Raw genomic sequence first — 22,777 nt, 5'->3', positions numbered from 1 at the left:
GAGTGGTCCGAGAGCGCGGATGAAATTGGCAGAATCGGTTTCGGATCGGCCTGCTCGCTCCGGAATTCCCTCGCGGCTGATCGCGCTCGCGCTCGTGGCGATCATACTCGTGCCCGGCGTGCTCTTCGCCATCGTTCTCTTGGAACGATTTTCGACGGCGGAGCGCGCCCGATACGAGCAGGACGCTCGCGAGGTCGCCCAGACTGCGACATCGATCCTGGACCGACAATTGCTCGGCTGGCGGACCGCGTTGCAGACTCTCGGCACGTCCGGAAATCTGCGATCGGGCGACCTCGCTGCCTTCTATCGCCAGGCACTTCTTGTGAAGGCCTTCATTGGCGGGGATATCGGACTGCGTTCCGTCGAAGGCGAACAGCTGTTGAGTACTGCCGTTCCATACGGTACGGGCCTTCCTAGCTCGCGCATTGCCGCCGATCCCGAGGCCATCTCGGCGGGACGACCGTTCGTGTCGGACGTGTTCGTCGGTGGCGTGGTCAATCGCCCCCTCGTCGCGGTCGTCGTTCCGGTGACGATCGACGGGCAAGTCAAATATCTTCTGCACGTCAGCGTCGCGACGACCGTGCTGCACGACGTTTTGCGAAACGTCATCCCGCCGGACTGGATCATCGGCGTCGGAGACAAGGCGGGGACCTACGTCACACGATCGGATAATGACGAGGCGTTCAGGGGCAAGCCGGGCAATCCCACCTTTCTCGCGCAAGCTGCCGGTGAGAGCGGAACATTCTCGGGCCGCAGCGCCACAGGTGACGATGTTCTTGTCGGCTATGTCCGATCGGATGTGTCGCGCTGGCTGATCGCTGCGAACATCAAGCAGTCGATCATCGAACGCCCCTTGCAAGCCGCCTTGCTGACACTCGTTCTTCTTGGCGGTCTGGTGCTCCTTCTGGCCTCCGGCACCGCCTTGTGGCTCTGGCGCCTGATCGAGCGCCCGCTGGCAAGCCTGACCGCCGCCAGCGGCGCGTTGGGGAAATCGGACAATCCTATCGCCGTGGCCACGAAGCTGCGTGAGTTCGCAGCTTTGCGGGATGCGCTTTCATCGGCCTCGCAACAGATCCGCTCCGATAGCGCGAACCTCGAGCTTCGCGTTGCGGAGCGCACGCGTGATCTCGAGGAGGCCAACGCCAGGCTCACCGCCGAGATCGATCGGCGTGCGCGGGTGGAGGCGATGCTGGTGCAGGCCCAGAAGATGGAAGCGATCGGCAACCTGACTGGCGGCGTCGCGCACGACTTCAACAACCTGCTCCAGGTTATCGGCGGCAACCTTCAGCTGCTGTCGCGGGAGGTTGGCAACAACGAGAAGGCGCTGGCCAAGGTTGAGAGAGCGATGGCCGGCGTGGCGAGAGGCGCGCATCTATCGTCGCAACTGCTCGCGTTTGGGCGCCGGCAGCCTTTGGAACCGAAAGTCGTCAATGTCGGGCGGCTCATTCGCGGCATGGACGACCTGTTGCGTCGCACGATCGGAGAGGCTGTTCAGATCGAGACGGTTGTCGCAGGTGGACTCTGGAACACCCTGGTCGACCCGACGAACCTCGAAAACGCTGTTCTCAATCTGGCGATCAACTCGCGTGACGCGATGGGAGGCAGTGGCCACCTGACGATCGAGGCCGGCAATGCCTTTCTCGACGATGCTTACGCCGAACGTCATGCCGAGGTCTCGGCCGGGCAATATGTCCAGCTATCGGTCACCGACACCGGCAGCGGTATGACACCGGAAATCCTGGAAAAGGCATTCGAGCCCTTCTTCTCGACGAAGCCGCAGGGGAAGGGCACCGGTCTCGGGCTCTCGATGGTCTTCGGCTTCGTCAAGCAGTCAGGTGGGCACGTCAAAGTCTACAGCGAGCCGGGGCAAGGAACGACCGTCAAACTCTATCTGCCCCGATCGAGCCAGGCGGAGGACGTGCCGGTCGAGACAGACACGGGACCGGTTGTCGGTGGAAGCGAAACCGTGCTCGTCGTCGAGGATGACGAGGCTGTGCGCGACACCGTCGTAGCGACGCTTGAAGGTCTCGGATATCGGGTCCTCAAGGCGCCCGATGCGCAAAGCGCGCTCGTCGTCATCGAGAGCGGCGTGATGGTCGACTTGCTGTTCACGGACGTCGTCATGCCCGGGCCGCTAAAGAGCGCGGAACTCGCGCGGAAAGCCAGGGAGCGCATTCCGCAGCTCAGCGTGCTGTTCACGTCGGGCTACACCGAGAATTCCATCGTCCATGGTGGTCGGCTCGACGAGGGCGTCAACCTGCTCTCGAAGCCGTATTCGCGCGATGTCCTGGCCAGAAAGATTCGGCAGGTTCTGGCTCGCGATGGCAAGATGCCTCGGCAGGAGCCCCTGCCAGTGAATCCACCGCTGGGTACTGAGCGAGCTCTAACTGTTCTCGTGTGCGAAGACGACGCGATTATCCGTCTTGATACAGCCGATATGGTTCAAGACATCGGGCATATCGCCATCGAAGCCGGCACCGGTCTTGAGGCGCTCGAAATCGCAACCGCACGAGATATCGATGTGCTGCTCACCGATGTCGGTTTGCCGGACATATCGGGCAGCGAGCTGGCGACACGCCTGAGAGCGGTCAAGCCGGACGTCGCTATCATCTTCGCGACGGGCCACAATGAGGTCGAGGGCTTCCCGCGGGACCGCCGGACGACCTTGCTGAAGAAGCCCTACCAGCTTGCGCAACTGCAACAGGTACTCGCCCACATTCGGAGCTGAACCCGGGCGGGGATCGCAACTCGTCCACGAGCAACACGGCCAACACTTCCCGCGCGCCCATTTGATTGGATCTGCCCAACCTTCGACGTTGTGGCAGAGTTTCGACGCGCGTTGCTTGCCAGTCCGACGCCTACGAACCAAAGAGGTGCCTTGCCTGCCGGACCGCGTCCATGCACTCGGCCTCTTTGCCATCCCGATCGAAGCCTCTGGCTCGATCGAGCGCTGCCGAAGCTCCGGCCTTGTCGGATTGACCCGTGGGTTGGCCGCTCTGACCCTGCTTCATATCCGCCTTAAGAATAGCGGAAGCCCAGTCTTCAAGAAGCGCCTTCCACCCACTTGGCGATCATCTCGTATTGGACTTTCGCTTGTTGGTATTCTCGGTAAAAATTCAATAGATCGCGCATCGGGTTGGAAAGCCGCTCCAATCCCGAAATGAAGGCGACGACTGTTCCCAGGGTGGTCTGCCCATGGATGACCATCCAACCGCCAACGACAAGAACCATTAAAGGACCGAGGGCATTTACGATATTGAGCAGCGTCTTCAGACTGTATTTCAAAAAGTAAAACCTGAGGCGATTGTGGAAAATCGCGATAATTGTGGGAAATCGCTCCCCCGCATTTTCCGACTTGCCAGTTGTCTGGCCGACCGTTTCGTCGCCGAGTTTGCGAACGAGCCCGACTTGTCGTTCAACCAACGTATTAAGCTGCTCTTGCATAAACAACGCGAGCACTATCTGAGGGATCAGAAAAATAACGCCGATTAGGGCAATGACGGGCTGGATGTAGAGCATGTAAGCCAAAATCACGATTAAGAAAGTCAAGTTGACGACGAACTCCGAGATGCTCACCCCCACGAAGCCGCCGACGCCATCTATTTCCCTGCCGATAACATTGACGACCTGCCCGCTTGTAATATCGTCAGAGGATCTGCCGGCCGCAACCGCCGCCAACTGGTCTCGCGACAACTTCACCGCGCTCTCGCCAACCCACCCCTGATAAACGAGCAGGACATATTTGAGCGCAGCCTGGATCAGGATGACCGCCAGATAGAACACGCCAAACAAAATCAGCGTCTCAACGTCCTTGTCGGCGATCGCGACGTCCACGATCCGTCGCTGAAGATCGATCGGCACAAAGTTGAGCAGGGCCACAGCCACCGCGATTAGCCCGACATAGAACTGATGCGCCCCGCTGGCACGCCACACGAACTGGGTCAGTTCCTCGCCCGACCTGATGGCTGTGGTCGACATATCGGTTGGCGTGAGGCGTCGCAGAAGATTGCCGAAGATGCTGCTCACTCAGAAGGCCTCAAGCGCGGATAACGCAATAGTGGACGGATCCTGCTGAACCGAGACGCCCCTACGGCACCGCGTAGTGGACGATCATCCAGGCCACGCCTGCTAGAGCGAGGCCGCCGATTAGGACCACTAGCACTGGCCGGCCCAGGAAACCTTGTCGAGCTTCCACTGGTGTTTCTATCGCTGGTCGTGATGAACTATGATCATCAGCCGTCATCGGCATGATCTTTTTGTCGTCAGATTCTTCACTTTGAAGCTCAGCTCTACGCCGCGTTTCATTATAGTTGCTTGTCATCACATCCTCGCAGCGGTGTGCTCGCGAAGACCAACGTGTTCCACTTGCCCAATGTTCCGGCTATTCCCGGCGGTCCCAATCATATCTGGCAGGCTCGATGCGTCTGCATGAGGCACGAGCGTTCTTTGCCGGTGCGGCTATCGGCCGTGGTGTCAGCACGAGGCGGAACGAAACGTCAGCCCTGCGCATTGTGCCTGGCAACCGGTTCTTCGGGTTGTCCAGTTTCAAAGGAAGTTCAATGCGCACGGTCGTTTTTGCTCTCGCCGCCAGCCTGCTCTCCACTGTCGCGATGTCCCAGACCGCGCCCACGCTGGCGCAAGGCCCGGCTTTCACCGAGGTGAATCAGGCGTCCGCCCTCGGAAGCAGCCTGAAGGGCCTGAATGTCCGTAATGCGGGTGACGAGAATGTTGGCGAGATCGAAGACCTCGTCGTGGTCGGAAATACCCTTGCGTCATACATCCTTTCAGTCGGCGGCTTTCTCGGAATGGGGACGCACTATGTCGCGGTGAGGCCGGATTCGATCGCCATCACCTGGAATGAGGCCGACAAGAAGTGGAATGCCCGTATCAACGCCACGAAGGACCAGCTGAAATCCGCTCCGCAATTCAAGTATGAAGGCCGATTTGCCAAATAACCGGCGGAGTCAGCCGACATTTCAGACGCTCCGTCAGCGACCTGTCGGAGCGTTTTTCTTTCCTTCGAACAACGCTCACCTAGCAGGCAAATATGCCTCAAGATGCGGCTAAGGTATAAAATCTCGCCATGCGTACAAGGAACCAGTTGGTGGCGGATCGGGTTGGCTAAGCATCTCCGAACTAGGGTCGCTTAGATGAAAATCCGCGTCGGCTATCGCATTGAGATCGTCACTTCCGTGCCGACACCTGCTCTGGTCCTACTTGATCCCCACCCCAGTCGCGATGCGGACAAAGTGTACTCGGGAAAGAGAGCCGTCAAATCCCTTGCCGATGGCAGCGACGTCCCGGTGGCGGAATACGTCGATGGCTTTGGCAACCGCTGCCGGCGCCTGGTCGTCCCGACAGCTGGGGCCGCGTTCGAGCGCGATTTGATCATGCGCGATTCCGGCGAAGCCGATCACTTCGACCGTAACGCAAAGGAAGTCTTTCCGGGGGACCTTCCATCCGAGGTGTTCGAATACATGCTGTCGAGCCGGTACTGCGAGGTCGACGAACTCTCTCCAACCGCGTGGAACCTGTTCGGCAATTTCGCTCCGGGCTGGAACCGGGTCCAGCAGATCTGCAATTTCGTGAATACCCGAATCCGCTTCGACTATCAGTGCGCCCGCAACACCAGGACGGCCGCGCAAGCGTTGGCGGAGGGCGTCGGTGTCTGCCGCGACTTCACACACCTGGCAGTCGCTTTTTGCCGCTGCATGAACATTCCGGCGCGCTACTGCAACGGCTTTCTGGGTGATATCGGCGTGCCGCGAGATCCCGCCCCCATGGACTACAACGCATGGTTTGAAGCTTATCTCGATGGCACGTGGTTCACCTTCGACGCGCGCCATAACATGCCCCGAATTGGTCGTATCCTGGTGGCCAGGGGCCGGGATGCGGCCGACATTCCGCTGATCCATACGTTCGGGCCACACCTCCTGCAAAAATTTGAGGTCGTGACCGACGAGGTCGTGGCCGGATGAGCGCAGCTGATGTCGAGCGGCAGGTTGCCTCTGATCGGACAGGTGCCCGACCGTTCCGCAGTGTTCGCGGCCTGTGAACTCGGCGGCAACGGAAGCAGTTTGTTCGCCTCTCTGATGATCGCCGAGACGTGCGAAGGTCGTTGAGACGACCTCGCCATCGACCGGCTGCTACCGAAGGCCTGAGCCCCAATGAAGCTGCTGCCACGATCCCTGCTCCTTCGCCCGCGCCTTCTGATCGCGATGGGCGCGATTGCGTTGCTCGCGGCCTTGTTGCCGAGCGCATGGCATTGGACGACGCGGCTTCTGATTGCCTGGGATGCGGGCGCAATCCTCTATCTGGGACTGCTGACGACGATGATCTTTGGCGAGGACGTCGAGCAGATCAAGGCGCGAGCCGCCGAGCAGGATGAAGGCGCGCTCGCGATTCTGATGATCGCCTGCCTGGCAGCCGCGACAAGCGTCGTCGCGATCGGCATTCAACTCGCCGGCCTGAAATCCGTATCGCCTGATGAAAAAGGGCTTCATCTCGCGTTGGCCGCGATCACGATCCTATGCTCATGGACGCTTGTGCATGCGTTCTTCACGTTGCATTACGCGCACGACTTCTACAGCGGCGACGACGGCGCGGGCGGCCTGGATTTTCCAGGCGATGCGAAGCCCACTTACGTCGATTTTCTCTATTTTTCCTACACGATCGGCTGCACCTCGCAGACCTCCGATGTGGGCGTCACCACACGCCAGGTCAGGATCATTGTCCTGGCCCACTCCATTCTCTCCTTCTTCTTCAACACCAGCATTCTGGCCTTCGGCATCAATGTCGGTGCGTCGCTGGTCTCCGGAGCATGAGGCGCGGCCTGTGGCAGCCCGCGGTCCCTGCATTGTCGAAACGCGGAAATGCCCTGGCGCGACGTCCTGTGGCCCGGGGCACTTCGATTCGGAGCCATCTCCTGCCAAGGTGGACCTTGCGCGTTCACGCGACCGGGATGGGAAGTGCAGATGAGAAGCGAGTTCTCCCTCTTCGTCGGCACCTTCACGACCTTGCTTGCCATCATCAATCCGCTCGAGGTCCTGCCGGTCTACCTCAAGCTCTTGGCTGGCAAGGATGACGCGACGCATCGCACGGTCGCCATGAAGGCCAGTGTCTATGCGCTGCTGCTTTGCTTCTTCTTCTTCATTTTCGGAACATTCCTGCTTCGCCTTTTCGGCGTCCCGCTCAGCATGGTGCGGGTCGTCGGCGGCATCATCCTGATGAAGATCGGGTTCGAGCTGTTCATGCCCAGGAAGTCGGACGACGATATGGGCCTCTCGGGCGCCGACACCGACAATGCGAACATCGCTTTCGTGCCCCTGGCGATGCCGCTGATGTTCGGTCCCGGCGGTATCGCGACGATTATCGGAATGACCGCGACGATCAGGGATTCATCCAATCAAATCCTATCCTTCGCGGCGATCTCGACGGCAATCGTCGCGACGATGTTCACGACCTATATCTGCCTGACCTATGCCGAGAAACTCACGCAAAGGATCGGCCCGCTGGGGATCGACGCCGTCACGCGCATTGTCGGCTTCTTCGTCTCAGCGATCGGTGGGGGGCTGATTTTCGACGGCGTGGTCGAAGCCCTGCAAATGCATGGGATGACCACTTTGCACTGAGCGCCGCCCGCCGCCGAGCCCGTCCAACGCAGTGGCTCGGTCCGCCGTCACGCCCGCTAGCGCCGCGGCTTTTGGGCCACGCCTCGCTTCACAAACCGAGGCCGACCTATCGGATCTTGAGCCGAATGATGCTGTCTTGTCCTTGCGATTTGGCGATCTCGGCTTGTTCAAGGGCCTGTGGCCGGTTGCCGGAAAGCTGGCCTCCTGGGACCCCGCCAGATGGCCGATGCCTAACGCGGTCAGGCGTGATCCATTGGGGAAAACCAAGCCTGTCTTTTTCAGGAAATGGCTTCTTTTGGAGAAGCCATTTCCGCTGGCTAAATCTTTGCTTGATGTTTTAGGAAGTGAGGCTGGGGCGATTGAAGGTTTTCCTTTTGGAAGGGGATCGCCGCAGCCCTGGATGCAAAGTCCGCACAATGGACCGACCTCGCCGTGGCCTGGGAAGGTGAATCGATGGGTCTGGATAACTTAAAGGTGGTCGATGTGGTCGGCACTGAAACCGACGATGGCACGGTTGTGCTCAGCATAATTGACTGTTGGGACTGGGTGGATGAGCCGCGGCATCTTCGCGCTTTGCAAGAGAAGCTGAATGCATACTTTGGTTTCGTTGAATCTAGGCAGTTGTACGAAGCCTATCCCGATGCCGCTGGGCGGCCTCTACGCATCGACGTAATTAGCAAATTTTCGATGCCTCAGGCAGCGTTGGCCTTCTTAGAAGAAGCATCTGCTGTCGCGGCTCGACTCAATATGACGGTCGCTCACAGAATTGCAGGCTAATTTTTCGCCGTAGAGAGAACAGCTGTTGGTGCCGCGCGTCGCCTTGGAATAGGGGCAGGTCTGGTGCGCGGTATCGACCAGCGTCTGGGCGGTCTGGGCGTCGATGCCCGGCAGGCCGACATTGAGCCGGGCCTGCAGGAAATAGGCGCCGTCGGGTCGCCCGCCGGATCTCTTTCACCAGCTGTTTCGCAGGCCTGCGTGCTCAAGCCTATCGGGCCATCTTCGCTCCTTCGTCACCTCGATGAAACGCAGCTTCAACTCGCGGGCTCCGTGGGAGAGCAACAAAGACAGAATGCGCATTCACTCATAATACGTTGATTATAAACACATTTAATAATCTCCTTGACTAACGTGAATGCGCAGTCATCCTTGGTGAAGGAGGGATGCCATGCCCCGAAAGGCGGATAAATCCGCACCCACGTCCTATGATGTCGCGCTTGCGGCCGGCGTGTCGCAATCGTCGGTGTCGCGCGCGTTCGACCCTGCGGCGCCGATCAAGCCAGCTTTGCGCAAGCGCGTCATGGCCGCAGCCTCCGCCCTGGGCTGGCGACCCAATTCCATCGCGAGTTCGCTCCAGAAGCGTCGCACGGAGTTCGTTGGCCTGATCACATCCGAGCTCTCGTCGCCCTGGCGCGCGCAGCAGCTCGCGGCGCTTCTGCCCGCGCTCGAGAAAAATGGGCACCGGGCGCTGATGTTCCAGACCGACCGTGAAGGCGACATCGATGACCTCATCGATCAAGTGCTCAGCTATCAGGGTCGCGCGGTCATTGTCGGCGCCGGCCTGATGTCGGCGCGCATCGCCAAGGTCTGCGCCAAGAACGGCTTGCTCGTCATCCTGCTCAACCGTTGGTCGACCGCGGCCGGCGTCGCCCCCATCTCCTGCGATCATCGCCTCGGGAGCTCGATTGCGGTCGATTATCTGGCTGGACGCGGCTGCCGCCGGCTCTGCTTCCTGCAGGGCAATCTCGACTCCTATGCGGGGCAGCAGCGGGAACAGGGATTTCGCGAGCGATGCGCTGAGCACAATATCGAGGCCGAGGTGCTCGAAATGGGCTCCTTCGAGCGCGAATGCGGCCAACGTGCCGCGGAAATCCTTGAGGCACGTTCCGCCGGCAACCGCCCCGAAGGCGTGCTGGCCGCCAATGACGCCATGGCTCTCGGCATGCTTGACCACGCCTATGCGACCGGCCGGTTCGTGCCGCCGCGGGATTTCGCGCTCGTCGGGTTCGACGACCTGACGGAGGCAGCAGCGCCCGCCTACCAGATCACGACGATCCGGCAGCCGATCGAGGCGCTGACGGCCGAGGTTGTATCCGTGCTCGACCAGTGGCGCGACGCCATCGGCACAACTCCGGTCGCAAAGGGGCGCGTTCTGGCGCCGCGCCTCGTCGAGCGGCGCACCGGCCTCTGGAGCCCCGAGCCAGCACCATGAAATTATCGGAGCCCTCCGAGGAATGGCAGCTGATCCGCAGCCTCATTCGCGAGGCTGGCGCGCTCGCACGCGTCATGGCGGCGAGGCGCGCCGAGATCGACCGCCGCGCCAAGGCCAATCCCCTCGATCTCGTCACCGAGGCCGATCTGGCGATCGAAAGCCATGTCAGGTTGGCTCTGGCGCAGCATTGGCCCTCGGACCGCTTCTGGGGAGAGGAGGGCGGCCGGCCGGACGTGCCGGATCGCGGCCGGGTCTGGATCTGCGATCCGATCGACGGCACCCGCAGCTTTCTCAGGTTCGGCCACGACTATTGCGTCTCACTGGGGCTTCTCGTGGACGGCGCGATGAAATTCGCCGCGATCTACGATCCAGCCCGGGACGATCTCTACGAAGCGGAGGCGGGCGCTGGCGCCTGGCTGAACGGCTCCCGCCTGTCGCCTTCGACACGCGTGCCGGATCCGCATCACGCGCTTGTCGCGCTCGGCTTCTCCGAGCGGGTCGACACGGATCGCCATGTGGAGATGGTCCGCGCTATCCTGCAGGCCGGCGCGGCCTGCCACCAGCACGGCTCTGGCGCGCTCGCATTGGCCCAGACCGCTGCGGGCCGGCTCGACGCCTATGTGGAGCTGCATCAAAATGCGTGGGACGCGCTCCCGGGGCTGCTCATTGCCGAGGAGGCGGGGTGCCTCTGCCTTGCCTGGTCCGATGCGGATTTGATCCGTGGCGGCCTTACGCTCGCGGCCAATTCCGGCGTGGCCGGATTTCTTGCCAGCCTGGTTTCAACGACCCCGGAATGGGGCGTCAAGAAAGCCTTGCGTCCAAGCCAAGTGACGCAGGCGCAACCTAAGGGAGGGTGACATGAGATTTCGGGATTTCCGCAACATCGTCTGCGCATCCGCTGCCGCAGCGTCGCTGGCCTTTGCAGCTCCAGGCGCGGCCGTCGAAGGTATCGGCGGCAAGCCGGTCAACGTGAAGAGCAGCCTCGACTTCGGCAAGCTGACGGCGGCGAACTTCTACGACACGCTGGTGCCGCTCGCGAAGCAGGAGGGGACGGTCACGTTCTTCGACTTCTCGAATTCGTTCGAGAAACTGTTCCGGGAGGAACTGATCCCCGGCTTCGAGAGGAAATACGGCATCAAGGTCAACTATCAGCGTGGTAACGCCGAGGCTGCCGCGCAGCAGCTCGTCGCGACCAGTGCGGCCGACCAGCCCGCGCCGTTCGACCTTCTCTACAATGCCTCGTCCTCGCTCGGAGTGCTGATGCGCGGCTCGGCGGTGGCGAACGTTCCATTCCACAAATTGCTGCCCAACGCGGCGGCGTATGACGAGCGCATCGCCACCACGGCGGAAGGGATCGTGCACGGCGGCCTCTTTGCGCCGTTCCACCGCAATCAGACCGCGCTTGCCGTCAACAGCCGCTTCGTTCGCCCGGGCACGGAGCCAGGCGATTTCCCGGCGCTGCTGGCCTGGGCCAAGGCCAATCCCAAGCGGCTCGCCGTCACAAATCCTGGCAAGGGTGGCTCCGGCGACGGCTTCCTGCAGAGCCTCGTGCTCGCGATGGTGACCGGGGACGACTGCCGCAAGGCGCTTGATAACTTCACCATCGGCACTGAGGAGGCCAAGGCCTACGTGGCCTCGCCCTGCATGGCGCCGGTCTGGAGCTACTATCGCGATCTGCTGGCGGTCTCGGAGATCACCAACAGCAACGCCGACACGCTGAACCTCATCACCAATGCCGAGGCCTGGATCGGCACGGCTTGGGAGGACATGACGTATGACTTCACCGGGCGCGGCCTTCTGCCGCCGACGGTGCGGCCGATGCTGCTGAAGGAAGGGCAGGTGGGTGGCGGCGACGGCTTTTTCCTGCCCGTCCGCCCCCGCAACCCCGCCGCCGCATTGCTGCTCATGGATTTCCTGATGAGCAAGGAGGTTCAGCTTACCAAACTGCGCATGAACGGCTCGCGTGCCGCGCGGACCGACATCGATACCGACAAGGAGTTCAGCGAGGCGCAGGCGAAGCGGCTCATTCCGGCCGAGCAATATCCGTCGCGGGCCCGGACCGGCATTCCCCGCGCCATCACGCTGGCGGCCGCTGCCTATTTCCAGGAAAACCTGCTGCGGGGCCGGTAGAGCCATGCATATCTCTATCGAGAAGCTGCGGGCCGAGTTCGGTAGCTTCGTCGCCCTTCACGGCGTCGATCTCGAGGTCCGGCCAGGTCAATTGGTGACCCTGCTGGGCCCGAGCGGTTGCGGAAAGACGACGCTGCTGCGGTCGATTGCCGGAATCGTGCATCCGGCGTCCGGCGACATCCGCTTTGACGGTCGGCGCATGAACGATGTGCCGGTCGAGAAACGGAACATCGGCATGGTCTTCCAGACCTACGCCCTGTTCCCGCACATGACGATAGCGAAAAACCTGGCCTTCGGGCTGGAGATGCGCCGCACGCCGCGCGAGGAGGCGAGACGGCGCATTGCCGAGGCACTCTCGCTCGTCGAACTCGAGGGTTACGCGGATCGCTACCCCCGCCAGCTCTCCGGCGGACAGCAACAACGCGTCGCGCTTGCGCGGGCCATCGTCGTCGAGCCCGACGTCCTGCTCTTTGACGAGCCGCTGTCCAATCTCGATGCGCAGTTGCGCGAGAACCTGCGCGAGGATCTGAAGGCGCTGCAGCGGCGCACGGGCATCACCTCGGTCTACGTCACGCATGACCAGGCTGAGGCGATGGCCATAGCCGACCATATCGTCGTCATGCGGAAGGGGCGCATCGTCGAGCAGGGCTCGCCGCAGGCGCTCTATCGCAAGCCCCGGCAGCGCTACGTGGCCGAGTTCCTCGGGCATACGAACGTGGTCGAGGCGAGGCGCCAGTCGGACGGTCTGCTCGTCCTGCCCTGGGGAGCGCTGCGCCGCCCGGCCGCGCCGCCCGAGGCCCCATCGGGCATGACGGCACTCGTCTCGATCCGGCCCGAGGATATTCACGTCGCCGCGCAGCCGACGCCGGGAGAGGAGGCCGGCGTCATCGAGGATGTGACGTTCCTCGGCGCCAGCATGCAGTACCGCATCCGCATCTGCGGCACGCTGATCCGCGCCAATGTCGCGGGCGAGCGTGCCGACCAGTTTGCGCCCGGCGCGACGGTCGGCGTCATGGCGTCCGATGACCTGCACGTCCTTCGCGACGACCAGCGAGACGTGCAGCCATGACGCGCCCGCTTCGCCAACGCCTTGTCCTTTTGGCCTTGCTCGCACCCGGCGTCGGCTACCTTCTGGTGTTCTTCGGCGTGCCTCTGGCGCGCGTGGTGCTGGCGAGTGTCTCCTCGGCTGACAGCTGGCTGCCGCAATTCGGGCACTACGCCGAAGTCTTGACGACACCGGTCTACCGCGAAGGCCTGCTGTTCTCGCTCTGGCTGGCCCTTGCCCCCACGCTGGTCGCCGTCGTCATCGGCGTGCCGCTCGCGGCCCTGTTGGTGCGCAGCTATCCAGGCAAGGCGTTTTTTGGCGCCCTCTACAAGATCCCGCTCGTGGTGCCGAGCATCGTCGCAGCCTTCGTCGTGCTGATCCTTCTCGACCGCGGTGGGCTCGCTCATCGCTGGGCCGCGCTGGTCGGCATTTCGCTGCCGCGCGTGGTGCGCGACCCGGCCGGAATTGGCATAATCCTCGCCTCCGCCTGGAAGAACGTGCCCTTCATGGCGCTGATCGTCGCGGGCTCCATGGCGGCAATCTCCGAGGATCTGCACCGCGCGGCACGGACACTCGGCGCGGGCACGCTCACGATCTTCGTTCGCATCCAGCTGCCGCTGGCGCTGCCGGGCATCACCGCCGCCTCGCTGCTGGTCTTCATCACCGGCCTTGGCGCCTTTGCGATCCCCAATCTGCTCGGGCCGCCCTATCCGCTGCCGTTGTCGGTGCACATGTACGATCAGGGCTACCGTCGCGGAAACTGGCCACTCGTCTACGCAATGGGGACGATGCTGTCCGTCGCGGCCATCGCAATCCTGCTCGCCTACCATGCGCTGACACGCCGGACGCAGCACTCTCTCACGGCGGGGCGCGACGCATGAACCGCCGGGCCGGACACATCATCGCGGCGCTGCTCTCGCTCTACGCGCTCATCGCTCTGGTCATCCCGCTCGTGGTTGCGATGCTGTGGTCGCTCGTCAATCCGCAGGACGGCTGGTTCGCTCCGGACCTCGTGCCACCGTCCTATTCGACGTCCTTCTGGAGCGATGTGTTCGCCACGCCGGGTATCCCGGCAGCCCTGCTGCGCAGCGTCGGCATCGCCATCGTGGTCACGGCGCTCACCGTGACGCTCGCGCTCCCGACCGCTTGGGCGCTGGCCCGCATTCCCTTCCGGGCCAAGCGCGCCGTCGAGGTCTTCATCCTTGCCCCGCTCATCGTCCCGGGGATCATCGTCGCGGTCAGCCTGACCGAAGTCTTCATCCGGCTCGGGTTGTTCGGCAGTCTGCTGGGCGTGATCCTCGTCCAGACTGTCGGCACGCTGCCGCTGATGATCCGCATCCTGACGGCCTCGCTGGAGGGCTTTCCGGTGGAGCTTGTCTGGGCGGCGCGGACCCTCGGGGCGAGCCCCGGCGCGGCGATGCGGCGGATCGTCATTCCGATGACTGCTCCCGGCGTGGTCGCCGGGGGACTGCTCAGTTTCATCAGCTCGTTCGAGGAGTTCGAGAAGACCTTCATGATCGGCGCGCCCGCTGTCGAGACCATAGCCACAAAGCTTTGGTCCTATCTCGGCGGTGACATCATCATCTTCCCGACCGCCTCGGTCGTCACATTCATCCTGCTCGTTCCCACGGTCATCATCTTCGCGATCGCCCAGGCTCTCGTGAGGGACGAGGACCTGGCCGCGGGCATGGGCAAGGTCTAGCGCATTCTCGAGCGGAGCGGACACCGGTTCGCGTGAAAAAATGCGTCAAAACAAAGAGATAGAACAGCGTAAAGGGCATTCGATGAGCATCTCGTTCCACCGGCGGGACAACGGCTTTACCCGCATCTGCGGCCACCGCGGCTTCAGCCTGCATTACCCGGAAAACACGATCGTCGCTTTCGAGGCGACCCGCGACGCCGGCGGCACGTCCTGCGAAATCGATCTCGTGCTCAGTCGCGACGGCGAGGTGATCGTCCTGCACGACATGACGCTCGACCGGACGACCACCGGTTTCGGCTACGCCGGAGACCATGACTGGGCGCAGATCCAGATGCTGGACGCCGGCATCAAGACCGGGGCCCAGTTCGCCGGTGTGCGCGTCCCGACATTCCGCGAGACGGTGCTCTGGGCCAAGGCAAACGGCATCGGACTCGACGCGGAACTGAAGGACGATGACCGTGCCGCCTTGCTGGCGCAGCGCGTGATAGAGGTGCTGCGCGAGACCGAGGGGTTCGGTCATGTGCGGGTGATATCCTTTGACCACAAGGCGCTGGCCGCCATCCGCAAGCGCGACGAGCGGCTGCGGACGCAGGCCATCCTCCATGCGCGCCATGCCGACGTGGTCCATGTCCTGCAGGCCTGCGGCGCGGAATCCGCTTCGATCGAGCTGATGATGTTCGACGAGGAGGACGCGGAGGCCATGCACAAGGCCGGTCTCTGCAACCGCGTGCATCTGCCCCGTCCTGCCAAGCTCGCCATTGGCTGGTCCTATGGTCGCGACATGCTGCCAAAGCTCAGGAGCTGGATCCGGGGCGGCCTGATCGACGTCATCTCGGGTGATGATGTGCTGTTCCTCCGCAGGCTCGTCGAGAGCGCCGGCGAGGAGGCGTGAGCATGTTCGACCTGTCCCAGCCGCTCGGCGTCTGTACCTGGACATTCGGTCCGCAGCCGCTCGAGCGAACGGCAGCGACGCTGCGGACGCTCGGCTATGACGGTGTCGAGCTCCACGGCGACCTTGATGCCTTCACGCCCTCCAGGGCGCGCGCGATCCTGGACGGCGAGGGCCTGCGCCTCTTCTCGCTGACACCCGCCAATGTGGACCCCGCCCACCCCGACAGCGCGATACGTCAGGCGGCGGTGGACTACTACATGAAGCTCGTGGATTTCGCTGCAGAGGCCGGGGGCATTGTATCCGTGCACGGCCATGTCGGCCGCGTCGCGCCCGTGGCGTCCATGGCCGCCGAGAGGTCGCTCCTCGTCCAGTCTGTACGGCGCATAGCCGGGCATGCGGAACAGAGCGGCGTCGACCTCGTCTTCGAGGTGCTCAACCGCTATGAAGCGCACCTGATCAACACGTGCGGCGAAGCGTTGGCGCTGATGCGGGACATCGGGAGCCCCCGCCTCAAAGTGCTGCTTGACGCCTATCATATGAATATCGAGGAAAGCGATCCGGTTCGGGCCGTGCACGATGCCGGCAATGATCTTGGGTTGTTCCATGTGGCGGATTCGAACCGAGACGCCATCGGACGAGGTCACACGGATTTTCGCGCGATCTTCGCTGCCTTGAACGATACGGGTTACGCCGGCCCGGTCATCGTTGAATGCACGCCACCCGGCCCAAATCCATTCACGCCGGTGAAAGACCCGGACTCGGTGGCAGTGCTCGTCGGCCAGCTCCGGGCTTGTCGTGCAGCGCTGACGGGAACCGCCGCCTAGCGCGGTCAGCACATTCGTCGTGTCCGCCGTCAGCCCGCTTGAGACCTGTTGGGGATTTTGAACGACCTGAACAACCAGTATGGCTCGTTATCGGAGGGCATGTGAATGTCCGGTTCCCGGCAGCGCCCCAATGCCCGGTTGCGGCGCGACGCGGTCGGCTAACCGGGAACGCCCATGTACGGACGGTATGGAGATAGATGTTCCTCCAGTCTCATGCAGCAATTGCTGAAGCGCGGCCAGCGCGCTTCAGCACGTATCGTGAGATAGTCAGGGACCTATAGCTCGTACTGCCGTCGCATTATTTCGGCAGCCCGCTCGCCGACGACGGCGCAAGGCGCCATAGTGTTGCCCGTCGTGACACGCGGCAGCACCGAGCCATCTGCAATCCGAAGGCCGACGATCCCATGTACCGCGAGTTTGGCATCGACGACCGACATATCGTCCGACCCCATCTTCGCTGTGCCGCACTGATGCCAGTAGGTGACCGCTGCATCTCGGATGAACGCGTCGTCGATCGGCCGGCCGGCTCCAGGGATGCGTTCGGCGCTGACGAACGGGAGAAAGGCGTCGCTACTGCCAAGCTCCCGACAAAGTTTCACGCAGGCCCGAGCCGCTTCAAGGTCGCGCGGATCCGACAGCATGTTGGCATCGACGACGGGCCCGTCCTTTGGATCGGCAGACTTCAGACCTATCCGGCCACGGCTATGAGGCTGGGCAAGTCCCGCGAACATCGTCCAGCCATGGGCTGGCACGCCCCTTAGCGCCGTTCGCTCACTCGGGACTGGGAACTCCACCTGGCAGAACAGCAGATCGGGCTCCGTCAGCTCTTGTCGGCTCTTCCAGTAGAGGGTGGCCTCGCTGCCGCTGTTGCGCGGCGGAATCGGCTCACGATACTCCCATGTGCAGCCGAATGAGACGTGATCCTGCAGATTGCGGCCGACGCCGGGAAGGTGCTGGACGACGGGAATCCCAAATCGTGTCAGCTCCTCACGATCGCCTACCCCTGACAGCATCAGCAGCTTCGGCGTGTTGATCGCACCGGCCGAGATCACAACCTCCGTGCTGGCCTTCACGGCCGAGGTGGTGCCGGCGCGCTCGATCTCCACGCCTGTTGCGCGGCGCCCCTCAAACAGGACGCGCCGAACGACCGTCTCGCTGAGGATCGTCAGGTTGGGACGATCGGCGATCGGCCGGACATAGGCCCGATACAGGGAATGCCGCCGTTTCTCCCGAACCAACATATCGGCGTAGGCAACCCCGCCCGCGCCTTCCATCATCTCACCGTTGGGATGATCGAAACGGGGGATGCCGAGGCCTTCCGCTGCATCCAGCAGGGCGCCGGCGATGGGGCTCGGGTCGTTCGCGGGTTGGACCCAGACCGGGCCAGTCGTGCCCCGGTATTTCGGATCCGGCTTACCCTGCCAGTTCTCGATCCGACGGTAGATGTTGAGAACCGAATCATAATTCCAGCCGGGATCGCCCGCCTCTGCCGCGAAATGGTCCCAGTCGCTGCGGTGGCCCCGTGCCCAAACCATGACGTTGACACTGGATCCGCCGCCGAGGCCCTTGCCCATCGACATCGAAATGGCCCGGCCGTCGAGATGCGGATTGGGCTCAGCCAGGAATCCCCAATCGCGTTCGGTCCCCAGATTGGTCGGCCACAGGGCAGGATCCAGGACGGACTCAGCATCGTCATCGGGGCCCGCCTCGATCAGCAGCACGTCGCATGCGGGATTCTCGGCTAGGCGGCGCGCGATCACTGATCCCGCCGCACCCGCACCGCAGATGATGAAGTCGTAAGTGGTCTTGAGGTTGGCTTTGCGCTCCGCCTGGTTTTTACGCGCGCGCTTTTCCAGGCCCCCGGCATCGCCGGGGGCAGAGGTGTCAGTCATCGGTTGATCTTTCGATTTCGGCGCCAGGCCGCTTGGGGAGCCGCGCAGTAGGCGGTGGGCCGACTACTTTGCTGCAGCAGCGGCTTGGCGAGCGGCTTGGTCGATCACATCGGCGACGACCTTGGGCTGGGTCATGAAGAGCGCATGACTGGCCGAGACCTTGGTGACCTTGGCGCCGATGCGCTTGGCCATGTGGTCCAGCATGGCCTGATCGAAGGCCTTGTCCTCGCTGGCAATCACGGCCCAGCTCGGCTTGGTCCGCCAGGCCGCGTTCTTCAGCTTCGTTCCGAAGGCCGACAGGTTGATCGGCACCTGCGAGTCCCGCATGAATGCGACGTCCGCGTCGGCAACGTCATGGGCGAAGCCGGCCTTGAACCTGTCGCGATCCACGAAGGCGAAGCCATCCTGCGCCTTGTCGAGAACGAACTCCGTCGCCGGCGCGAAACCCTCGTATTGCTGGGCTGTGGATTCGCCGGCATCAGGGGACAGGGCCGAGACATAGACCAGCCCGGTGACCTTGGGATCGACGCCGGCCTCGGTGATGACGCTGCCGCCCCAGGAATGCCCGACGAGGATCGTGGGGCCGTCCTGCCGGTCGAGCGCTCGCTTGGTTGCGGCGACGTCATCTTCGAGCGAGGTCAGCGGGTTCTGGACGATCGTCACCCGATAGCCGCGAGCCGTCAGCAGGTCATAGACGCCTCGCCATCCCGATCCGTCGGCGAAAGCGCCGTGAACCAGGACGACATTCTTGGCCGGCTGAGCCGTGTTCGCGGGCTGGGCGAAAGCGGCCTGCGACATGCTGACGATGGCGGCCGCGGCGAGAAGAGTGTTGCGGATAGACTTGTTCATGGCAGCGTTCCTTCGCTTTTATTGTTGCGGTAATTGTTATTGCGATAATTATCGTGCCGATCGTCGCCGTGGTTGTCAATCTGACATTTATCGCGATATATGTTTTCGAGATCACGGTTCCGTGAACCGCAGCGATAGGGACTGCCGATGACCGAAGCCACCGCTGCTCCGCCAGTGCCGCTGGAGGACCAGCTCTGCTTCTCGATTTATTCAGCGGAGATTGCTATCCAGCGGGCCTATAAGCCTTTGCTCGATGGCCTTGGGCTTACCTACCCGCAGTATCTCGTACTCAACGTCCTCTGGCGCGAGGACGCGCAGACCGTTGGCGGCATTGCTCATCAGCTGGCTCTGGAGTCCAGCACGCTGACGCCGCTCCTCAAGAGGATGGAGGCAGCTGGGCTGCTGCGTCGCACCCGAAATCCGGATAACGAGCGCCAGGTCATCATCGCGCTCACTCCAGAAGGTGACCGTCTTCGCTTTCGAGCCGGCTGCCTGAACGACAACCTGCTCTTGGCGTCGGGACAGACCCCCGATCACCTCGCCGAGCTCAATCGCCTGGTCCGGCAACTTCGAGATGCGATCTACAGCCATACCGGCATCTTGGAAGGGGCAGAGACACGGCCGGTCACTGCCGCCGAGAGTTGATGCCGCCTAGACCGTCGGCACAGTCCCTCCATCGATGACATACTCGGTCCCTGTGATGCTTCCCGCTCGGTCCGAAGCGACAAAAGCGATCAGGCTTGCAACTTCGTCGGGCTCGGCCGGACGGCCGATCGGAATGCCCCCGAGCGCAGTCATGATCATCTTCTTGGCCGCCTCGACATCGACGCCGTGTTCCCCGGAAAGGCGCTCCGCGAACGCGATGGAGCCCTCCGTGGCGATCCATCCTGGCGAGACGTTGACGACCCGAACCCCTTTGGGCGAAACCAGCTTCGAGAGACTCTTGCTGTAAGAGGCTAGTGCGGCCTTCGCTGCGGCATAGCCGATCGTCGATTCCGGAAGCGACATGACCCGCTGAATCGAGGTGACGTGGACGACGACGCCGCTGCCTTGCGCCGTCATCGCCGGCACCAGCTCGCGGTCGAGACGAGTGGCCGGCATCAGGTTTAGGTCGAGCTCTTTGCGCCATTCCTGGTCGGTGAGCGCCTCATACCCCCCTGCCGGCGCCGATGAGCCGCCCAGCATGTGCACGATAATGTCGACGCCGCCCATGCGCTCCCGAACGGCATCCGCCAGCTGTGCACAGCCTTCCGACGTCGTGAGATCGGCGGCCACGAACATCTCGGCCGGCATATCCTCTGGTTTCGACCGAGCGTTGGTCAGAACCTTGGCGCCCAGCTCTCTGAAGAGCTTGACCGTTGCCGCGCCAGCGCCACGAGTGCCGGACGTCACGAGAGCCCGCTTGCCCTCAAAGCTGATGAAGGGGGTCATAGCGTGACCTCCAGCTCGCCGATCTTGTCCCCTTCCAGACGGAAGAAGAAACGCAGATCGATCGGGCTTCCTGGGAAGCTGCCTTCGACGTGGCAGGTCACGACAGTTCGGCCACGATCATGGGCGACTGCGATCGGGGTCGACTTTGCGGTGTACTTCCTCGAGTAATCCACTTTCCACTGGCGGATCTCGTTCCGGCCAGTGTGGACTTTGTTTTCGTCTCGAACGGTAGCGTTTTCCGAAAAGCAATCGGCCATCGCCTGAGGATCGGGATCGAGATCGGCAGTGAAGTACCGCGCTATCGGCGTCGGAAGTTCAAGGGACATCATTATCCTCCTAACTTGATAAAGTCGGTAGAACTGGCCGTTGGCTGATCTATTCAGATTTTGCCTCGGCGTTTGCTTCCACGGACATCAACTTAGCGATAGACAGCGGGCCTGATAATCGGGATAAAATGGGATGAAACATCACGAAATACGGGACAATGATCGGCCACAACCTTATCGAACTGGACGCCGTGATGGCGGTTGCGCGTCGGAAGTCCTTCCGAGCGGCGGCCGTGGAGCTGCAGGTTTCCACGACGGCGCTGAGCAACCTGATCGCGAAGTTCGAGAAGCAGCTTGGCGTCCGCCTATTCAATCGGACGACCCGGAGTGTTTCGCTCACTGACGCCGGGCGGAACTTCGTCGAACAGATCGGCCCTGCTCTCGTTGACATACACAGCGCAATGGACAGCGCGATGTCTCAGCAGGAGACGGCCTCCGGGACCATCAGGATCAATGCCTTCCCAACGGCCGCGCGCGAAATTCTCGCCCCCGTCATTCTGGAGTATCTGCGCCGCTATCCGCAGGTCCATATCGACCTGGTCACCGAGGGTCGGTTGGTTGATGTGGTGGCCGATGGCTTTGATCTTGGCGTGAGAAGCGCGGATTTTGTCCCGAGCGATATGATCGCGATCCCGATCGGCCCTGCCAGATCATACGTGGTCGCGGCTTCGCCGGCGTATTTCGAGAGCCACGACACTCCACGTGTGCCGCTGGACCTGCTCAATCACATTTGCGTCCGCATCAGGTTGCCCGACGGCGGCATCTACAAATGGCATTTCGAGAAAGATGGCCAGCCGGTCCAGATCGACGTCAAAGGCCCGATCACATTGGATGAGGCTAGCCTGTCGCGAATTGCCGTTCTCAGCGGGATCGGCATCGGCTTCTTCATGGAGTCGGATGTTCGAGAAGACATTGCAGCGGGCCGTCTGATCCGCATCCTAGAGGACTGGATGAAACCCGTGGCGCCACTCTGTCTCTACTATCCCGGCCGGAGGAACCCTTCCGCTGCGTTCAAGGAATTCATCAACCTCGCACGCGAATTTACCTCGGCTTTCAACGCCGATCTCAAGTGACATGGCGGTCGGATCGCATCACGACGAATGTCCGCTTGCAGGCAAGTGGCGAGAGTCTGCAATTGGCGCTGATCGGCATGAACCAGTGTACCGCCTAACTCCTCCTTCCCACCCATCTGGGACATTCACCGCGCCGGGCGACCTGACACCCAAGCGCCCAATAAAAAAGGCCCGCCCGAGCGATCGGGCGGGCCTGATTGTCGAGATCCTGTTCAGACCAGGTTGATCGCGACGTTGATGTTGCCGCGCGTCGCCTTGGAATAGGGGCAGGTCTGGTGCGCCGTATCGACCAGGCTCTGGGCTGTCTCACGGTCGATGCCGGGCAGGCTGACATTGAGCCGGGCCTGCAGGAAATAGGCGCCGTCGGTCGAGCCGAGATCGACCTCGGTATCGACAGCGAGGTCGGCCGGGAGCTTGACCTTGAGCTTGGCTGCGGCGAGGCCGATCGCGCCGATGAAGCAGGCCGACCAGCCGGCGGCGAAGAGCTGCTCCGGATTGGTGCCGGCGCCCGCGCTGCCGGGGGAGGAGAGCTTGACGTCCAGGCGGCCATCGGAGCTACGCGAGGCGCCGTCGCGGCCGCCGGTGGTGTGGGTCTTGCCGGTGTAGAGCACTTTTTCGATCTGGGTCATGGTTCGCTTCCTTGTCGGTGGTTGGGGCCCAGCCGTGATGGCTGAACCGATCGCCGGGCGGAGGAAGCGCGTAGCGCGTATCCGGCATATGTCCCGATCCGCCCCATGTGTAACGAAAAGCGGGCGAGCAGCGCGGCCTATACA

At 62.5% G+C, this 22,777-nt stretch carries 22 protein-coding genes and 1 pseudogene; 16 read left to right on the top strand and 7 right to left on the bottom strand.

Features of this window, described 5'->3' with window-relative positions; all coding sequences use genetic code 11:
- The first annotated feature begins 19 nt into the window (after positions 1 to 19).
- On the top strand, positions 20 to 2,728 hold the full coding sequence (locus EV560_RS18915; RefSeq protein WP_131857358.1) for a response regulator: 2,709 nt from the start codon (positions 20 to 22) through the stop codon (positions 2,726 to 2,728).
- A gap of 314 nt (positions 2,729 to 3,042) precedes the next feature.
- On the opposite strand, the gene EV560_RS18910 is transcribed toward EV560_RS18915, so the two are convergent.
- Positions 3,043 to 4,026, bottom strand: coding sequence for an ABC transporter transmembrane domain-containing protein (locus tag EV560_RS18910; RefSeq protein ID WP_131857357.1), 984 nt, complete (start codon positions 4,024 to 4,026; stop codon positions 3,043 to 3,045).
- A gap of 392 nt (positions 4,027 to 4,418) precedes the next feature.
- Here EV560_RS18910 and EV560_RS18905 point away from each other — a divergent pair, with 392 nt between their 5' ends.
- The 5 genes from EV560_RS18905 (at position 4,419) to EV560_RS18885 (ending at position 8,408) form a co-directional block, all read left to right on the top strand.
- Positions 4,419 to 4,955, top strand: a complete 537-nt coding sequence (locus EV560_RS18905; protein ID WP_131857356.1) for a PRC-barrel domain-containing protein — start codon at positions 4,419 to 4,421, stop codon at positions 4,953 to 4,955.
- Between the two features lie 195 nt (positions 4,956 to 5,150).
- Positions 5,151 to 5,978, top strand: a complete 828-nt coding sequence (locus EV560_RS18900) for a transglutaminase-like domain-containing protein (protein ID WP_131857355.1) — start codon at positions 5,151 to 5,153, stop codon at positions 5,976 to 5,978.
- Positions 5,979 to 6,167: 189 nt separating this feature from the next.
- Positions 6,168 to 6,824, top strand: coding sequence for a DUF1345 domain-containing protein (locus tag EV560_RS18895; RefSeq protein ID WP_131857354.1), 657 nt, complete (start codon positions 6,168 to 6,170; stop codon positions 6,822 to 6,824).
- 48 nt (positions 6,825 to 6,872) lie between these two features.
- Positions 6,873 to 7,631 carry a MarC family protein gene (locus EV560_RS18890; RefSeq protein WP_248312132.1) on the top strand — a complete coding sequence of 253 codons (759 nt, stop codon included), beginning with the start codon at positions 6,873 to 6,875 and terminating at the stop codon, positions 7,629 to 7,631.
- Positions 7,632 to 8,084: 453 nt separating this feature from the next.
- Complete coding sequence (locus EV560_RS18885; RefSeq protein WP_131857353.1) at positions 8,085 to 8,408, top strand: DUF6572 domain-containing protein; 324 nt, start codon at positions 8,085 to 8,087, stop codon at positions 8,406 to 8,408.
- A gap of 30 nt (positions 8,409 to 8,438) precedes the next feature.
- Here EV560_RS18885 and EV560_RS36450 read toward each other — a convergent pair.
- Positions 8,439 to 8,570, bottom strand: a pseudogene (locus EV560_RS36450) (peroxiredoxin); the annotation flags it as partial.
- Positions 8,571 to 8,796: 226 nt separating this feature from the next.
- Between EV560_RS36450 and EV560_RS18875 the strand changes: the two are divergent.
- The 8 genes from EV560_RS18875 (at position 8,797) to EV560_RS18840 (ending at position 16,433) form a co-directional block, all read left to right on the top strand.
- Positions 8,797 to 9,840 carry a LacI family DNA-binding transcriptional regulator gene (locus tag EV560_RS18875; protein ID WP_131857352.1) on the top strand — a complete coding sequence of 348 codons (1,044 nt, stop codon included), beginning with the start codon at positions 8,797 to 8,799 and terminating at the stop codon, positions 9,838 to 9,840.
- On the top strand, positions 9,837 to 10,697 hold the full coding sequence (locus EV560_RS18870; protein ID WP_131857351.1) for an inositol monophosphatase family protein: 861 nt from the start codon (positions 9,837 to 9,839) through the stop codon (positions 10,695 to 10,697). Before EV560_RS18875 ends, EV560_RS18870 begins: the two co-directional genes overlap by 4 nt.
- Position 10,698: 1 nt before the next feature.
- Positions 10,699 to 11,970, top strand: coding sequence for an extracellular solute-binding protein (locus tag EV560_RS18865; RefSeq protein WP_131857350.1), 1,272 nt, complete (start codon positions 10,699 to 10,701; stop codon positions 11,968 to 11,970).
- A gap of 4 nt (positions 11,971 to 11,974) precedes the next feature.
- Complete coding sequence (locus EV560_RS18860; RefSeq protein WP_131857349.1) at positions 11,975 to 13,039, top strand: ABC transporter ATP-binding protein; 1,065 nt, start codon at positions 11,975 to 11,977, stop codon at positions 13,037 to 13,039.
- Positions 13,036 to 13,896: an ABC transporter permease gene (locus EV560_RS18855; protein WP_131857348.1), complete on the top strand. Its 861-nt coding sequence runs from the start codon at positions 13,036 to 13,038 to the stop codon at positions 13,894 to 13,896. Before EV560_RS18860 ends, EV560_RS18855 begins: the two co-directional genes overlap by 4 nt.
- Entirely contained in the window at positions 13,893 to 14,717 is an 825-nt protein-coding gene (locus EV560_RS18850; protein ID WP_207908067.1) for an ABC transporter permease, read from the top strand. The genes EV560_RS18855 and EV560_RS18850 overlap by 4 nt, the downstream gene beginning before the upstream one ends.
- A gap of 82 nt (positions 14,718 to 14,799) precedes the next feature.
- The gene (locus tag EV560_RS18845; protein WP_131857347.1) at positions 14,800 to 15,609 is read left to right on the top strand and encodes a glycerophosphodiester phosphodiesterase; all 810 of its coding nucleotides are present in this window, start codon (positions 14,800 to 14,802) and stop codon (positions 15,607 to 15,609) included.
- Between the two features lie 2 nt (positions 15,610 to 15,611).
- Complete coding sequence (locus EV560_RS18840; protein ID WP_131857346.1) at positions 15,612 to 16,433, top strand: sugar phosphate isomerase/epimerase family protein; 822 nt, start codon at positions 15,612 to 15,614, stop codon at positions 16,431 to 16,433.
- A gap of 275 nt (positions 16,434 to 16,708) precedes the next feature.
- On the opposite strand, the gene EV560_RS18835 is transcribed toward EV560_RS18840, so the two are convergent.
- Together EV560_RS18835 and EV560_RS18830 are read right to left on the bottom strand one after the other, a co-directional pair.
- Positions 16,709 to 18,325 carry a GMC family oxidoreductase gene (locus tag EV560_RS18835; protein ID WP_131857345.1) on the bottom strand — a complete coding sequence of 539 codons (1,617 nt, stop codon included), beginning with the start codon at positions 18,323 to 18,325 and terminating at the stop codon, positions 16,709 to 16,711.
- Between the two features lie 63 nt (positions 18,326 to 18,388).
- Complete coding sequence (locus EV560_RS18830; RefSeq protein WP_131857344.1) at positions 18,389 to 19,174, bottom strand: alpha/beta fold hydrolase; 786 nt, start codon at positions 19,172 to 19,174, stop codon at positions 18,389 to 18,391.
- Positions 19,175 to 19,321: 147 nt separating this feature from the next.
- Here EV560_RS18830 and EV560_RS18825 point away from each other — a divergent pair, with 147 nt between their 5' ends.
- The gene (locus EV560_RS18825; protein WP_131857343.1) at positions 19,322 to 19,819 is read left to right on the top strand and encodes a MarR family winged helix-turn-helix transcriptional regulator; all 498 of its coding nucleotides are present in this window, start codon (positions 19,322 to 19,324) and stop codon (positions 19,817 to 19,819) included.
- 6 nt (positions 19,820 to 19,825) lie between these two features.
- Here the strand turns inward: EV560_RS18825 and EV560_RS18820 are convergent, their stop codons facing one another.
- Positions 19,826 to 20,605 (bottom strand): SDR family oxidoreductase, encoded by a 780-nt coding sequence (locus EV560_RS18820; protein ID WP_131857342.1) that lies wholly within the window; start codon positions 20,603 to 20,605, stop codon positions 19,826 to 19,828.
- Positions 20,602 to 20,931 carry a nuclear transport factor 2 family protein gene (locus EV560_RS18815; RefSeq protein ID WP_131857341.1) on the bottom strand — a complete coding sequence of 110 codons (330 nt, stop codon included), beginning with the start codon at positions 20,929 to 20,931 and terminating at the stop codon, positions 20,602 to 20,604. Before EV560_RS18815 ends, EV560_RS18820 begins: the two co-directional genes overlap by 4 nt.
- 158 nt (positions 20,932 to 21,089) lie before the next feature.
- Between EV560_RS18815 and EV560_RS18810 the strand changes: the two genes are divergently transcribed.
- Positions 21,090 to 22,004 carry a LysR family transcriptional regulator gene (locus EV560_RS18810; protein WP_131857340.1) on the top strand — a complete coding sequence of 305 codons (915 nt, stop codon included), beginning with the start codon at positions 21,090 to 21,092 and terminating at the stop codon, positions 22,002 to 22,004.
- A 212-nt stretch (positions 22,005 to 22,216) separates the two neighbouring features.
- On the opposite strand, the gene EV560_RS18805 is transcribed toward EV560_RS18810, so the two are convergent.
- Complete coding sequence (locus EV560_RS18805; protein WP_131857339.1) at positions 22,217 to 22,633, bottom strand: organic hydroperoxide resistance protein; 417 nt, start codon at positions 22,631 to 22,633, stop codon at positions 22,217 to 22,219.
- Positions 22,634 to 22,777: the final 144 nt, after the last annotated feature.

Origin of the sequence: Allobosea sp. BK604, from assembly GCF_004341515.1 — a bacterium.
GTDB lineage: Bacteria > Pseudomonadota > Alphaproteobacteria > Rhizobiales > Beijerinckiaceae > Allobosea.
The sequence above is the reverse complement of the archived record's forward strand: the minus strand, read 5'-3'. Positions and strand labels throughout refer to the sequence as shown.

Excerpts from the sequence above, each read along its gene's own strand:
- EV560_RS18830 (WP_131857344.1), bottom strand. The coding sequence starts at position 19,174 with ATGAACAAGTCTATCCGCAACACTCTTCTCGCCGCGGCCGCCATCGTC.
- EV560_RS18815 (WP_131857341.1), bottom strand. The coding sequence starts at position 20,931 with ATGTCCCTTGAACTTCCGACGCCGATAGCGCGGTACTTCACTGCCGAT.
- EV560_RS18905 (WP_131857356.1), top strand. The coding sequence starts at position 4,419 with ATGCGTCTGCATGAGGCACGAGCGTTCTTTGCCGGTGCGGCTATCGGC.
- EV560_RS18840 (WP_131857346.1), top strand. The coding sequence starts at position 15,612 with ATGTTCGACCTGTCCCAGCCGCTCGGCGTCTGTACCTGGACATTCGGT.
- EV560_RS18865 (WP_131857350.1), top strand. The coding sequence starts at position 10,699 with ATGAGATTTCGGGATTTCCGCAACATCGTCTGCGCATCCGCTGCCGCA.
- EV560_RS18855 (WP_131857348.1), top strand. The coding sequence starts at position 13,036 with ATGACGCGCCCGCTTCGCCAACGCCTTGTCCTTTTGGCCTTGCTCGCA.
- EV560_RS18860 (WP_131857349.1), top strand. The coding sequence starts at position 11,975 with ATGCATATCTCTATCGAGAAGCTGCGGGCCGAGTTCGGTAGCTTCGTC.
- EV560_RS18885 (WP_131857353.1), top strand. The coding sequence starts at position 8,085 with ATGGGTCTGGATAACTTAAAGGTGGTCGATGTGGTCGGCACTGAAACC.
- EV560_RS18895 (WP_131857354.1), top strand. The coding sequence starts at position 6,168 with ATGAAGCTGCTGCCACGATCCCTGCTCCTTCGCCCGCGCCTTCTGATC.
- EV560_RS18820 (WP_131857342.1), bottom strand. The coding sequence starts at position 20,605 with ATGACCCCCTTCATCAGCTTTGAGGGCAAGCGGGCTCTCGTGACGTCC.
- EV560_RS18900 (WP_131857355.1), top strand. The coding sequence starts at position 5,151 with ATGAAAATCCGCGTCGGCTATCGCATTGAGATCGTCACTTCCGTGCCG.
- EV560_RS18875 (WP_131857352.1), top strand. The coding sequence starts at position 8,797 with ATGCCCCGAAAGGCGGATAAATCCGCACCCACGTCCTATGATGTCGCG.
- EV560_RS18825 (WP_131857343.1), top strand. The coding sequence starts at position 19,322 with ATGACCGAAGCCACCGCTGCTCCGCCAGTGCCGCTGGAGGACCAGCTC.
- EV560_RS18850 (WP_207908067.1), top strand. The coding sequence starts at position 13,893 with ATGAACCGCCGGGCCGGACACATCATCGCGGCGCTGCTCTCGCTCTAC.
- EV560_RS18835 (WP_131857345.1), bottom strand. The coding sequence starts at position 18,325 with ATGACTGACACCTCTGCCCCCGGCGATGCCGGGGGCCTGGAAAAGCGC.
- EV560_RS18805 (WP_131857339.1), bottom strand. The coding sequence starts at position 22,633 with ATGACCCAGATCGAAAAAGTGCTCTACACCGGCAAGACCCACACCACC.
- EV560_RS18845 (WP_131857347.1), top strand. The coding sequence starts at position 14,800 with ATGAGCATCTCGTTCCACCGGCGGGACAACGGCTTTACCCGCATCTGC.
- EV560_RS18890 (WP_248312132.1), top strand. The coding sequence starts at position 6,873 with ATGCCCTGGCGCGACGTCCTGTGGCCCGGGGCACTTCGATTCGGAGCC.
- EV560_RS18870 (WP_131857351.1), top strand. The coding sequence starts at position 9,837 with ATGAAATTATCGGAGCCCTCCGAGGAATGGCAGCTGATCCGCAGCCTC.
- EV560_RS18915 (WP_131857358.1), top strand. The coding sequence starts at position 20 with ATGAAATTGGCAGAATCGGTTTCGGATCGGCCTGCTCGCTCCGGAATT.
- EV560_RS18810 (WP_131857340.1), top strand. The coding sequence starts at position 21,090 with ATGATCGGCCACAACCTTATCGAACTGGACGCCGTGATGGCGGTTGCG.